Below are 13,020 nucleotides of genomic sequence, written 5' to 3'. Positions count from 1 at the left end.
AATGAAGTCGTTTGAATATCTAAAATTTATTCAACAATAGCACCAACTAAAAGGTTCCGTTAACGCTTTGATGGCCATGCCCCCTGCATTTTCCTTAATTGAATAATTTGGCCTGTATGATAAGCATCATGAAGCATGATGTCCAGTAATTTACCTTCAAGTGAATTTTGTTCAAGCTCTCTTTCAGAAATTGCACTTAATACCTGTCTTAAATTACGCTGAGCATTTTCAGAGCGTTCAACGACTTTCTTCCATTCCATATCATCATTAGATTGCTTAGTAAGATAAAATGTCTCATTTCCATCAAGGTTATGTGTCCATTCACGGCCTTCCAAGTTGGCAGCAAGCCTCTCTTTGTAATAAATGAGATGATTAACGTTCTCCCAAATGGTATTCGTTTCCTCACTAGATGGTTTCCACATAGCCTGTTCGGCCGTAAGTCCTTCTATAGCATGTTTAAACGGTGCATACCAACTCTCTTTATCGAATGTTGAATCTAGTTTATTTAATAACAAGTCAATTCGTTTCAAAATAATTTCCTCCCTACACAGTTCAAGTTTTAATACACTCCCTCTAACTCTGTAGAGATTCTACATTTTTAAATAAACTTCCTCCTAATCCCACTCCATAAACTCATCCGATTATGCAATTAAAATGACTCATATTTTTTCATTTCACACGTATACTAGCAACAAAAAAGAAGAGGCTATTTTCAAACAGCCTCTTCCATCTATTTAGGAAGTTCCACCCGTACAGTCGTCCCTTCCCCTTTCGTGCTATAAACTGAAACAGTTCCGTTATGCAGTTCAACAATCTTCTGCACAATCGACAATCCTAAACCGCTACCTTCTACGTTTCTTGCCCTTGCTGTATCTACTTTGTAAAAACGATCAAAAATACGTTCCATCTCTTCTTTTTCCATTCCGATTCCGTTATCGGATATAGAGATAATGACACTATACTCTAACTCTTCCACGAAAAACTCAATCGTCCCAGCATCGTTTGAAAACTTAATACTATTCGTAAAAATATTACTCCACACTTGATGAAGCAAGTTTTCATCACCTTTAATTGTAATGTCCGGCACATCAAACTCAACAGCGATATCTTTCTCACGCCATTTCCATTCGAGCATAAAAATGACGTCTTTAATTTGCTTCTGCAAATTGAATTCTTTTATTTGTAAAACTTTCTCTTCTTTATCTAATGAAGCGAGCGTAAGTAACTGTTTACATAAACTAGACATTCGCTTACTTTCGCCTTCAATAATTTGTAAGTAATGATTTCTTTCTTCCTCACTCATCTTTTCTGTTTGCAACGTTTTTGAAAAACCTTGTATGGAAGAAAGCGGCGACTGGAATTCATGTGAAACGTTCGAAACAAATTCTTGTCTCATTTCATCTAGTTCTTTAATACTCTTCGTCATCTTTTGGAAGCTTGTAGATAACGTTCCTATTTCATCTTTTCGTTTTACATCTAATTCAATTTCATATTCCCCACTCGCAATTTTTTGCGTAGCCTTCGTAAATTTACGAATTGGGCGAACGATGTAACCTGCTGCAATCACTATAAAGATAATGCTTAATAGTACGATAAACCCAAGTAATACCGCTAAGAAAATTCGCATCTCGCCAAATTGGTTCTGAATGTCGGGACGAATAAATAAAGCGTACTGTTTATCACCGTGTTGCACTGGTACACCGACACTATTTATTAATTCATTATCGAAAAAACCGGTAATAAAGAGACGCGTTGGATACGTAGAAACACCATTAAACGTTTCTCCTTGCAATACTTTATGAACAGTAGCATCGCTAATAGACGTCTTACGAAACGCATTACCGATACGCTTCCCATTCTTTTGATCATCGACAATATAAATTTCATACCCTAACTTTGCAATAGAATGCAAATACGTCTCTTGATTTTCTTCACTTTGCTTTTCATATAACGATTTAACTTCTTCCGCATACTTTAAAATCTTTTCACTATTATACGGTTTTAACTTCACTTGATAATATACGTTCGTTAATAAAAAGCCGATAATACTACTAAGTAGCATAATACCGACCGTCATAAATACAAATCTAGAATATAGTGATTTCATTTTATTTCAGCTCCAACTTATATCCGAGTCCGCGTACTGTCGTAATTTGAAAATCATCCGTTCGTTTTGAGAAACGATCTCGGAGCCTTTTCACATGAACATCAACTGTTCGTTCATCCCCTTCAAAATCCATTCCCCATACTAGTTCAATTAACTCTTCTCTTGAAAATGTTCTTCCAGGATAACTAGCAAGTTGTGATAATAGCTCAAATTCCTTTAAAGGAAGCAAAATTGTTTGACCGTTACACTTTACTTCCACACCTTTTCGATCAATTGTCGTTCCGTGCAACGTAATAATATCTGCACTCAGCATTTGATAACGACGTAATAAAGCTTTCATACGGAAAATGACTTCAGCTGGCTCAAATGGTTTTACGATATAATCGTCTGTACCAGAAATGAATCCTTTTTCTTTATCCACTAACTGGTCTTTCGCAGTTAATAAAATAACAGGAATATCATGATACTTCCGAATTTCTTCACATAACGTATAACCATCAACAAACGGCATCATAATGTCTACAATCGCAAGATGAATGTTTTCCTTCTCTAATACGTCTTGCGCTACCTTTCCATCTTCCGCCTCAAAAACTTTAAACCCCTCTTTTTGTAAATGATAATGCAATAACTCTCTAATATGTTTATCGTCATCAGCTAATAAAATATGTATCATCTTCATTAAACCCTCTCTCGTTCATCCTTCTACATCACTACATTAAGAAACAATTGGATTTTTTGCAAGAAAAAGAAAAGGATTCCTTAGAAGATACTCTTGTTATCATTGTGGTCAGCTGCTTTATTACTCTTATAACTTGGTGATGTTGTACTCTGGTGTACGAATAAGTGATCTATTACTTTTTTAGTAAGTGGCATAAAGAAATTCAGTAATAGCCCACCTAAACAAACAGTTAATATAGTCCCAACACCAATTGGTCCATGTAAAATCGTTGCCATTATTAAGAATATAAGGTAAATACATGTTCGTGATATAAAGATATTCGTTCTAGTTAATTCTTGTATGATTAAAGTTAATCGATCAATTGGAATGGGAGCAAAATTTGTTTGTAAATATATTGCAGTTCCTAATCCTGTAATAACTAATCCGATTCCAAAATAAATCATTTTACTGTACCATATTTCAGGTGTAATTAAATTGCGTAATAAAAATAGCCACACATCAATACCAATACCCGTTATGAATGCTGTTAACAACCCTAGTATCTCTGGTCTATGTCTTTTTAAAATTGAGTTACAACATATTAATAATAAAGCTATTATTATTTCCCAGCTTCCCACAGTAAGTCCCACATTTAAAGAAAGTCCTACTAAAAGCGCATCAAAAGGTGACGTTCCAAGATCTGATTGTATTGTGAAAGAAATACCAAGGGTTAATATTAAAATTCCTAATACATAAAAAACATACTTCATTTTAATCAACCTCTTCATCGTTATTTTTGTTGCATTTACAATAAAAATATTTTATATTAAATGTAACTTCAAATTGTTGCATTTGCAATAAAAATAAAAGATAAGGAGTTCATTATGAAAGAAATTCTTCGTGAAATTGGCATGATTGCAAGGGCATTAGATTCTATTAGTAATATAGAATTTAAAGAATATGAGCTTACAAAAGGTCAGTATTTGTACCTTGTGCGAATATGTGAAAACCCAGGAATCATTCAAGAAAAGCTATCTGAGATGATAAAAGTAGATCGTACAACCGCAGCCCGTGCTATCAAAAAGCTTGAACTCAATGGATTTATCGAAAAGAAAGAAGATGAATCTAACAAGAAAATCAAAAAACTTTTCCCAACAGAAAAAGGGAAAAACGTCTATCCTTTTATTAAAAGAGAAAACGATTATTCAAATACTGTTGCATTAGAGGGATTTTCGGAAACAGAAGCGGAAACTATTTCTAACCTTCTTCAAAGAGTAAGAAAAAATATAGAAAAAGATTGGGAATTTGTAAAAAAGGGAAATAAGAGAGATTATTGATTATATAAAGGAGCGAACTATTAATATGACTACACATATAGAAAAGTGCACCCTTAAAGATATACACAAACTTCAAGAAATTAGTTATGAAACATTTAATGAAACTTTTAAACATCAAAATTCACCCGAAAATATGCATCATTATTTGGAAAAGGCATTTAACTTAAAGCAATTAGAAAAAGAATTATCCAATAACTCTTCTCAATTCTTTTTTGTCTACTTCAACGATGAAATTGCTGGGTATCTGAAGATCAATACTGATGATGCTCAGTCTGAAGAAATGGGCGATGAATCACTTGAAGTCGAGAGAATTTATATAAAGAGCTCCTTTCAAAAACATGGTCTTGGTAAACACCTACTAAATAATGCTATTGAAATTGCAATAGCAAATAATAAAAAGAATATTTGGCTAGGCGTATGGGAAAAAAATGAAAATGCTATTGCTTTTTATAAGAACTTAGGTTTTGTACAAGCTGGCTCTCACTCCTTTTATATGGGCGATGACGAACAAGTTGACCTTATCATGATCAAAACACTCATATAACTTTTTTGAGAGGTGGGCTATTATGTATATTCCAAAGTATTTTAAAGTCACAAATGTTGATGAAATTTGGGATTTTGTTCAAAAAAACTCTTTTGGAACAATCGTCACAACAAAAAAAGAGAAACCAATCGCAACTCATTTGCCTTTTGGGTTAACTAAACAAGGTGATGATTATTTTATTACTGGACATATGGCTTATGGGAACCCCCAGTGGAGAACATTTGAAACCTGTGAGGATGTTCTTATAATGTTTCAGGGACCGCACTCTTATATCTCTTCTTCTTGGTATGAAAATGAAGAAGTTCCAACATGGAATTATCAAGCTGTCCATATATATGGTAAAGCAAGTATTTTAGATAAAGAGGAATTAATAGATGAATTAACAACAATGCTGAAAAAATATGAAGAGCATCGTGAAAATCCAGTATTATGGGATAAACTTTCCCCTACTCTCTTAGAAAATGAACTGAAAGGTATAGTTGGATTTAAGGTTAAGGTGGGAGACATCCAGGCTGCATATAAATTAAGTCAAAATCGAAATGAGACGGATTATATTAACATTATTGAGAAATTGTACGATGAAGAAAATCCAGATGCAAAACAAATGGCGAAACTCATGGGGAGTAGATTAAAAAATCACATATAATCCATCGTTATTCAACTCTCACATTTCAAAATTAAAGAACAGACTGGAGCGCTTTATCGGCGGTTTTCTTTAGAACGTAAAAGATTGAACTGAAAGTGACTGGCGTTTAATTAAAAAAGAATCTATTTTGAAAACAGATGATTCAAAATAGATTCTTACGTTTTAGTATTAAGATTATTTTAATCAAAAACAATTTCTAAGCCTTCGAAATATCAACAAATCCTTCTCCGAACACATCACGAACATCGTGTATAGCGATGAACGCAGCTGGATCTGTAGTTTGAACAATCCGCTTTAGCTTCACTACTTCTTGCTTATTAATAACAACATAAAGAATTTCCTTCGGAGTTTTCGTGTAATAGCCATGACCTGAATACACAGTAACCCCTCTACCCATTAAAGTCGTCACCTTCCCAGCAATTTCATCTGGTTTATCAGAAATAATCGTGATGGCCTTTTTCGGATTTAAACCTTCAATTACAAATTCCATTACTTTCGTTCCTACATATAACATAATAATTGTCAGCATCAGTTTTTCTGCACCAATGATGAAATAAGATGAAAACGCAACGATTAAATCGAAGAACAGTAGACCATAGCTAATACTCCAGCCTAAATACTTATGCGTCATTCTTGCTAAAATCGTAGTACCTGCAGTTGTTCCGCCAACACGAATGATTAGACCAATACCACACCCAATAAATATTCCACCGAAAATGGCATTTACGAGCATTTCATCAGAAGCAATCGTCCAGCCTTCTGTTAAATGAAGAAATAGCGAGTTGGTCACTACAGCAATAATCGTATAAATCGTTGTAATCTTATTTAAAAATTTATAACCGACTATTAACAAAATCGCATTTAAAATTAAGTTAACTAAACCTGGTGACCACTCAAATAAATAGTACGTAATAATCGTGATACCTGTTACCCCGCCCTCACCAAACTCGTTCGGAATAACAAATAAATTGACACCTAACGCAAAAAGAAATGCACCGATAATAATAAAAATAATGTCTGTCGTTCTTTTTTTCATACAGTACCTCACTTCTTATGTAAATATTTATTCTGCCATAAACTCTCACTATTATATCGTGGAATATTCAAATCGAACAGTGGTTTGTTTTTATTTTAATATAGGATAAAAAATCAACATTATTTATTATGTACTGCAAATAAAGTTTTGATTTCACCCGTAATTTACTCTTAAAAAGAAATGCTGAACATTGACTTGCACAAATTTCAAATAAAAAAGTACCCATCTAATTGTCATACGCAATGAGAATTAGATGGGTACTGCATGATACATTTAGTTTTTACATGTATTGTTTGGAGAAAATTGCAAATAACGACCTATACTCGCCTTATTAAGACCAAATCCATACATCATCATTATTTTCAGTGTTCGTCTTTGCTTCATGAACTCTTTCGATATGATCAACTGTGTTCCAGTTAATAGAACTTCCGCCCCACCCTACATACTTCATATCAATTTTCACTTTCTCACCCACATTAAATACTTGTCCCTTTGTTAAGAAAACATCAATAATATCTTTCTTCCCATTTAGCGATGGATACTCAACTACGACATATTTAGTAGCACCGTCTCCCTCATCTTCCATCGTTCCTACTCTTTTGCTACTTCTCCAATTACATAATCAGGTGAGCCATCTTCTTTCATATGCATACCTAACTTGTTTGTTGTATTTTCAACTGCAGTTGCAACCATATATTCTGTAAAATTACGCATCATAGATCCAGTAGCTTTTACTTCATCTCCTACTTTAACGTTTGAAAGTGAATCAATATACACACTAACAGGTTCCTCATATTGCTGAGATTTTACAACAATTACACCGTTATCTACTTCTACTACTCGTCCTTCTAACGTCGAGAAGTTCGATTCAATAGAAGCTGCACTCGCTTTTGTTAGTTCTAATCCTGGTACATTTGTTCCTGATAATGCTGCGATCCCTAAAGCACCTGCTAAAATTATTTTTTTCATACCCATTATGAAACATCTCCATTCATGATGATTTTTTTTGATTGGATACGACCAATCTGTAACTATTATAGTTACAGCATATAAAAAATAGCAACCCTCTTTCTCATGCAATGATGCATACTGTACTTTTTAAATATAAAGCAAGAGGGCTTTAATTTAATTCAAAGCTAAAATAACCTTATGACCACGGTATAAAGAAATTAAGATCTACTTTCGGTCCTAAGGTTAATGAATAGCTTTATAAAAACTCAATCAAAATCTATTCAACTAGTTGAAAAATGAACCATGTCGAATTTTATTTTCATAAAATTCAAATTTCAAGGAGGTTTTACAAAATATTACACAGAATTATTCGTATATCGTAATATAATTGTATTTTTTTACGATTCATTTCATTTTATCTACCACGTTTAGACAAAATGAAATAAAACAATAAAAAGGAGAGAGATAGATTGAAAAGAAAAATTAGTACAGCTGTTGTAGGGTTATCAGTGTTTAGCTTTGGTCTTTTTGGTGTAAATATTGGGGATGGGGGCGTTGTAAAAGCAGAGCATGGCGATGTTCCTGCTCCAAAACTAGAGACACATGCTGATCTAAGCTCTAAATTAGATTCACATGGCGACACTTGGGCTCCTTCTTATACAAATACTCATGGGGAAGGAATGGCTCCTAAAAAAGAGAGTCACGCTGACTTCTTTGCTCCTACGTTAGAAGCGCATGGTAATACTGGCGCTCCTGCTTTAAATGTTGGTGATACTCCTGCTCCAAAATTAGATTCCCGTGACGATACTGGCGGCGCTCCTGCTTTAAACATCGGCGACACTGGTGGAGCTCCTAAACAAGAAGGGCATACACATTTCCCTGCTCCGAAAGTTGAATCTCATGGCAATACTGGCGGCGCCCCTGCTAATTCTGAACATAGTACAGGTTGGTAAGTTAACAAAATTAAAATCTATTTAGATTACCATTTTCATATACTTACAAGGAAACCATTCGATGTAACAAATATTATGTATATACATGATTTCTATTGTGATACATTCTAACTAAGAGAAATCTCCAATACATATGTGGTTTTCAAGTCTAAAAAATACACCTATTAATTAGGTGTATTTTTATTTTACCTCTCTATCTACTAATTAAAGAATAATTCCCTAAAAATCAAAAAAAACGAAGAATCTATCTATACTTCGGACACTTAAAGTACCACGAACGTTGCGATTTTTAGGGACAATCCGTATCAAACCTCCCTTTCCTCCCATGCCTAAAGGCGATAGCTTTCTTGTTCAGGAAAAGCTATAACCTCTCCATTCATGATGATTTTATTTTTCGGATTGAATACGACCAACTTATAATCATTACAGTTACAGATTGCAGAAAATATCAACCGTCTTTCTCATACAATGTTGCATACTGTAATTTTCAAATATAAATTGGTTATTCCTATATTCAACACTAAGACTGAATTCTTGAATCCCAGCAGGTAAACGAATTGATGATGAAGAAACTAATGTCATACATCATGTTTTTCAATAATACAGTTTGTATAATCGTAGTCCATTACATTCTGTAGCAGCGGAGTTAACATGTTAATAAAACCAAAGAGGTTACAAGCAGAAGATATCGTGGCGACAGTAAGTCCTTCATGGGGAAGCGCAGGTGATTCTGAGATAAGATAACGATATGACAGAGCTTAAATAAATAAAAACACTCCTATAAGATATGACTGTGAATTAGTACTTTTTAAATGATATGGAGATTACTTATCTAATGATAAAGGGGGATTTACGTGTATGGAGGTAACATTTACAGTAAGTAAGTGGGATGAAAAACCAATCGATGATAATAAAAAAGATTTCCCTATTAATATTGCTCATGTTGAATATGATATCGATGGGGAATTACAAGGAAAAGCTTTTGTTGAATACTTATTATATTATTTGGACTCAAATATAAATGATGGTCACTTGGCTACTGCTAAAATTTCTGGTTTTTTACACTTTGAAGGAATTTATAAGGGGCAACAAGGGACATTTACAGCTATAGAGCAAGGAATATTTGATAAAGGAAATTTAGATTCCCCAGGAACAATTATTAAAGCTACCGGTAACTTAGAAAACCTGAGAGGATCCTATAATTATCAGTTTACAGGTCAAACTAGTAAACTAATTTTAGAGTTTGAATTTCAGCAAAATACCTTATAATTTAGTGGAAAGGACATTTCTTGTAATACTAGGAATGTCCTTTTTGTTGACGAGTTTATCCATCACCTATTTTCTAATAGTTAAGAAAAGAACAGAGTATATTACATAACGTCTTATTATCAGTATTCAACGATACATCAAATTTTCGTTATGAGGGAAATTAAAACTCTAAGCCTGAGAGGCAGCGGGGGCCCACTTATTCATTACTTTTCCTACCAATCAAAGAATAATGCCTGAAAAGCTCCCCTGCATTACTTCTTTTCCAAGTTGATTCATACATATAAACATTTTAATTATCTTTGGACGTTTTTTCATCAGGTTCTAATTGTTCAATGGTTACGTCACAACGAATGGTTACTATTAATTGGTGACTTTCTATTAAATGAAAATCGCCTCTTATAGAGCGCAGTTTTACTTATGTTCATTCTTATGCAAATTCTGAAGCATATTCTTCGTATGTCTTTAATGTATTAAGCAATCGAGCTGATTCAATCATGATTTCGTTCGATGAATCAGTTACACAAATGACAATAAATCGATTATCATCTCTATCTCCAAACAACCCTTCTGATTCAAGTTCCATTAACACATTTAACGTTTCTTTCAACAGTGTATGTACTCGTATGTTAAAGTCATCTTCGACGATATTATGATATTTCTTAATAATTTTGTTCACTTCATCAAACATTCCAAAATCGTCCCATTCGCTCCACTCAACAGCTCCGTATCTATAATAATTGTATAAAGGGTCCGATTTATTAACTTTGATTAGTCTTTCTTTATTTGCCACTGGTCCAATGCTATTGACACAATCGTCTGTTAATATGGAGTACCCGTATATTGTGTCAACACCGCATCTTGTTAAAAGTTCGTTATAATGACAACGAATTGCATTTTTCAATTCAACATAAAAACTTTTTTGCAGCTGCATTTTCATCGTATTTCCTCCATTTTTTGTAGCGACCTGTTGTTACATATTTCAATCTTAACATTAAAATCAACATTAAACGTTTACTGAGCCAAAATAAGAAAAACCGAAACTAAAATCATTTCGGTTTTTCTAACTAAAGAAGTCTATTTATTTTAAAGAATGGACAAACAACCCACTACGCAGTTTCGGTTCAAACCACGTTGATTTCGGTGGCATGACTTCTCCGGCATCTGCGATTGCTAATAAATCTTCCATAGATGTCGGATATAATGCGAATGCTGCTTTGTATTCGCCGCTGTTCACAAGGCGTTCTAGTTCTTCTAATCCGCGGATTCCTCCGACAAAATCGATACGTGAATCAGAACGCGGATCATGTATTTCAAGTACTTGGCTTAATAAATGATCTTGCAGGATAGATACATCTAAACCTCTAACAAGATCATTCGCATCAAATGTTTCTTCTTTCACAGTAAGCTTATACCACTTCTCATTTACATACATACCAAATGTTTTTGGCTCATTTGGTTTATACGGAGAAACAGGTGCTTCTTCTACATAAAAGTACTGCGTAATTTGATTTAAAAACTGTTCCTCTGATAAGCCATTTAAATCTTTCACAACTCGGTTATAGTCCCAAATCGATAATTCATCATGAGGGAATAGAACCGATAAGAAGAAATTAAATTCCTCTTCTCCTGTGTAATTTGGATATTGTTCTCTTCGCATAAGTCCTACTTTTGCAGCTGATGCAGAACGGTGATGCCCATCTGCAATATAAAGATTAGGAATATCTTCAAATGCGTTTACTAAAGTCGTAATTACATCTTCATCTGCAATCTTCCACGCAACATGCTTAACACCGTCTTCTGCTGTAAATGTATAAATTGGCGCATGTTCTTCTTTCCAGCTTCTAATTAAATGCTTTACTTCATCTTTTGTACAGTACGTTAAAAAGATTGGGCCTGTATTGGCGTCACACACATCTACGTGGCGAATACGATCTAGCTCTTTTTCATGACGTGTTCTTTCATGTTTTTTAATTGTATCATCTTCATACTCATCAATAGATGTACAAACAACAAGACCTGACTGCGTTCTTCCTTGCATCGTCAGTTCATAAATATATAGCGCTGGCTCTTCATCTTGTATGAACACTTCTTCTCGTATAAATTGCTTTAAATTGTCACCCGCTTTTTCATACACGCGATCATCATACGGTGACAGTTCAGGATCTAAATCAATTTCTGCTTTATCAACATGCAAGAAAGAATATGGATTCCCTTTTACAACTTCCCTTGCCTCTTCACTATTTAATACGTCATACGGTAAAGCTGCCACTTGTGCCGCTTTTTCCTCTACTGGACGAATGGCCCGAAACGGTCGTATTTTTGCCACATTCCTCTCTCCTTTACACAATCATTCGAACGGCTACAACACCTGTAATTTTACTTATATTTTCTACAATATTCTCTTTTATTATATCATCAATTCCGTTATCGATATCAATCATTGTGTATGCCCAAGAATGTTTACTACGATTAATCATATCGGCAATATTAATATGATGTTCCGCTAAGCATCCTGTAATTTGCCCTACCATATTCGGGACGTTTTGATGCATAATTGTAATTCGTTTCTTTCCGATATACGGCAATTCTACGTTTGGATAGTTTACTGAATTACGAATATTTCCTGTCTCTAAATATTCACGTAATTGACGTGCTGCCATTACTGCACAATTTTCTTCTGATTCAGACGTAGATGCGCCAAGGTGAGGCGTCGCTGTTACATTTTTCATCTTTATTACATTTTCATTTGGGAAGTCCGTTACGTAATGTGTAATAATATCTTCTTCTAATGCCTTTTGAAGAACCTTTTCATCTACAAGTTCTCCTCTAGAGAAATTAAATAGACGCATCCCTCTTTTCATCTTCTCTACAGCGTGTTCCCCAATAATCCCCTTCGTTTGATTCGTAAGAGGAATATGCAGTGTAATATAATCACACGTTGCAAAAATTTCATCAAGGCTAAATGCTCTTTGCACATGTGTAGAAAGACGCCAAGCTGTTTCAACTGAAATATAAGGATCATATCCGATAACATCCATCCCTAACGCTAACGCATCGTTCGCAACTAAAGCACCGATTGCGCCAAGTCCGATAACACCTAGACGTTTCCCTGCAATTTCTGATCCAACAAATTGTTTTTTTCCTGATTCAACAAGCTGTGGTACTTCTTCACCCTCTAAGTTTTTCGTCCAACTTACACCATTAATAATGTTACGTGAAGACATAATAAGACTGGCAATAATGAGTTCCTTTACAGCGTTTGCATTTGCCCCCGGCGTGTTAAATACTACAATTCCTTTTTCTGTACATCGCTCGACAGGAATATTATTTACACCAGCGCCAGCTCTTGCAATCGCCTTTAAGTCTTTTGAAAACTCTTCTTGATGTAAAGAGTAGCTACGAAGCAAAATTCCATCTGGATGATTGATTCTATCTCCTACTTCATAACGTTCTTCAGTAAAAACTTGCAAACCTTTTTCTGCAATTTGATTTAACGTTTGAACACGAAACATATCCCCA

The 13,020-nt window shown here is 34.4% G+C and carries 13 protein-coding genes and 1 pseudogene; 5 read left to right on the top strand and 9 right to left on the bottom strand.

What is annotated here, in order from left to right; all coding sequences use genetic code 11:
- Window positions 1–59: 59 nt before the first annotated feature.
- From HMAS_RS08335 to HMAS_RS08320, 4 genes are all read right to left on the bottom strand, one after another.
- Entirely contained in the window at window positions 60–530 is a 471-nt protein-coding gene (locus HMAS_RS08335) for a DinB family protein (protein WP_116344754.1), read from the bottom strand.
- Between the two features lie 200 nt (window positions 531–730).
- Window positions 731–2,107, bottom strand: coding sequence for a sensor histidine kinase (locus HMAS_RS08330; RefSeq protein WP_048558184.1), 1,377 nt, complete (start codon window positions 2,105–2,107; stop codon window positions 731–733).
- A 1-nt stretch (window position 2,108) separates the two neighbouring features.
- A complete protein-coding gene (locus HMAS_RS08325; protein WP_000781961.1) occupies window positions 2,109–2,786 on the bottom strand; it encodes a response regulator transcription factor in 678 nt (225 codons plus the stop codon).
- Window positions 2,787–2,866: 80 nt separating this feature from the next.
- Entirely contained in the window at window positions 2,867–3,535 is a 669-nt protein-coding gene (locus HMAS_RS08320) for a YczE/YyaS/YitT family protein (RefSeq protein WP_000878277.1), read from the bottom strand.
- Window positions 3,536–3,649: 114 nt separating this feature from the next.
- Between HMAS_RS08320 and HMAS_RS08315 the strand changes: the two genes are divergently transcribed.
- The 3 genes from HMAS_RS08315 to paiB are packed head-to-tail and all read left to right on the top strand — an operon-like array spanning window position 3,650 to window position 5,292.
- Window positions 3,650–4,102: a MarR family winged helix-turn-helix transcriptional regulator gene (locus HMAS_RS08315; RefSeq protein ID WP_000658990.1), complete on the top strand. Its 453-nt coding sequence runs from the start codon at window positions 3,650–3,652 to the stop codon at window positions 4,100–4,102.
- Between the two features lie 25 nt (window positions 4,103–4,127).
- Complete coding sequence (locus HMAS_RS08310) at window positions 4,128–4,646, top strand: GNAT family N-acetyltransferase (RefSeq protein ID WP_000207064.1); 519 nt, start codon at window positions 4,128–4,130, stop codon at window positions 4,644–4,646.
- A 22-nt stretch (window positions 4,647–4,668) separates the two neighbouring features.
- Window positions 4,669–5,292 (top strand): protease synthase/sporulation negative transcriptional regulator PaiB, encoded by a 624-nt coding sequence (gene paiB, locus HMAS_RS08305; RefSeq protein ID WP_000275824.1) that lies wholly within the window; start codon window positions 4,669–4,671, stop codon window positions 5,290–5,292.
- Between the two features lie 196 nt (window positions 5,293–5,488).
- On the opposite strand, the gene HMAS_RS08300 is transcribed toward paiB, so the two are convergent.
- Together HMAS_RS08300 and HMAS_RS08295 are read right to left on the bottom strand one after the other, a co-directional pair.
- A complete protein-coding gene (locus tag HMAS_RS08300; protein WP_000747497.1) occupies window positions 5,489–6,328 on the bottom strand; it encodes a YitT family protein in 840 nt (279 codons plus the stop codon).
- 331 nt (window positions 6,329–6,659) lie between these two features.
- Window positions 6,660–7,303 (bottom strand): annotated as a pseudogene (locus HMAS_RS08295) (hypothetical protein).
- 446 nt (window positions 7,304–7,749) lie between these two features.
- Between HMAS_RS08295 and HMAS_RS08290 the strand changes: the two are divergent.
- Window positions 7,750–8,232 carry a hypothetical protein gene (locus HMAS_RS08290; RefSeq protein ID WP_000823365.1) on the top strand — a complete coding sequence of 161 codons (483 nt, stop codon included), beginning with the start codon at window positions 7,750–7,752 and terminating at the stop codon, window positions 8,230–8,232.
- Window positions 8,233–9,090: 858 nt separating this feature from the next.
- The gene (locus HMAS_RS08285) at window positions 9,091–9,501 is read left to right on the top strand and encodes a DUF3224 domain-containing protein (RefSeq protein ID WP_000454094.1); all 411 of its coding nucleotides are present in this window, start codon (window positions 9,091–9,093) and stop codon (window positions 9,499–9,501) included.
- Window positions 9,502–9,928: 427 nt separating this feature from the next.
- Here the strand turns inward: HMAS_RS08285 and HMAS_RS08275 are convergent, their stop codons facing one another.
- The 3 genes from HMAS_RS08275 to HMAS_RS08265 form a co-directional block, all read right to left on the bottom strand.
- Window positions 9,929–10,438, bottom strand: a complete 510-nt coding sequence (locus HMAS_RS08275) for a DUF4303 domain-containing protein (RefSeq protein WP_000783832.1) — start codon at window positions 10,436–10,438, stop codon at window positions 9,929–9,931.
- 141 nt (window positions 10,439–10,579) lie between these two features.
- Window positions 10,580–11,827: a DUF1015 domain-containing protein gene (locus HMAS_RS08270; RefSeq protein ID WP_025708707.1), complete on the bottom strand. Its 1,248-nt coding sequence runs from the start codon at window positions 11,825–11,827 to the stop codon at window positions 10,580–10,582.
- Between the two features lie 13 nt (window positions 11,828–11,840).
- Window positions 11,841–13,013 carry a 3-phosphoglycerate dehydrogenase family protein gene (locus HMAS_RS08265; RefSeq protein ID WP_000490228.1) on the bottom strand — a complete coding sequence of 391 codons (1,173 nt, stop codon included), beginning with the start codon at window positions 13,011–13,013 and terminating at the stop codon, window positions 11,841–11,843.
- Window positions 13,014–13,020: the final 7 nt, after the last annotated feature.

The organism is Bacillus sp. HMA207, assembly GCF_003402455.1.
Classification (GTDB): Bacteria; Bacillota; Bacilli; order Bacillales; family Bacillaceae_G; genus Bacillus_A; species Bacillus_A cereus.
The sequence above is the reverse complement of the archived record's forward strand: the minus strand, read 5'-3'. Positions and strand labels throughout refer to the sequence as shown.

What these genes read in the sequence shown, in the direction of transcription:
- HMAS_RS08330 (WP_048558184.1), bottom strand. Translation starts at nt 2,107, where the DNA reads ATGAAATCACTATATTCTAGATTTGTATTTATGACGGTCGGTATTATG.
- HMAS_RS08325 (WP_000781961.1), bottom strand. Translation starts at nt 2,786, where the DNA reads ATGAAGATGATACATATTTTATTAGCTGATGACGATAAACATATTAGA.
- HMAS_RS08320 (WP_000878277.1), bottom strand. Translation starts at nt 3,535, where the DNA reads ATGAAGTATGTTTTTTATGTATTAGGAATTTTAATATTAACCCTTGGT.
- HMAS_RS08315 (WP_000658990.1), top strand. Translation starts at nt 3,650, where the DNA reads ATGAAAGAAATTCTTCGTGAAATTGGCATGATTGCAAGGGCATTAGAT.
- HMAS_RS08310 (WP_000207064.1), top strand. Translation starts at nt 4,128, where the DNA reads ATGACTACACATATAGAAAAGTGCACCCTTAAAGATATACACAAACTT.
- paiB (WP_000275824.1), top strand. Translation starts at nt 4,669, where the DNA reads ATGTATATTCCAAAGTATTTTAAAGTCACAAATGTTGATGAAATTTGG.
- HMAS_RS08300 (WP_000747497.1), bottom strand. Translation starts at nt 6,328, where the DNA reads ATGAAAAAAAGAACGACAGACATTATTTTTATTATTATCGGTGCATTT.
- HMAS_RS08285 (WP_000454094.1), top strand. Translation starts at nt 9,091, where the DNA reads ATGGAGGTAACATTTACAGTAAGTAAGTGGGATGAAAAACCAATCGAT.
- HMAS_RS08275 (WP_000783832.1), bottom strand. Translation starts at nt 10,438, where the DNA reads ATGAAAATGCAGCTGCAAAAAAGTTTTTATGTTGAATTGAAAAATGCA.
- HMAS_RS08265 (WP_000490228.1), bottom strand. Translation starts at nt 13,013, where the DNA reads ATGTTTCGTGTTCAAACGTTAAATCAAATTGCAGAAAAAGGTTTGCAA.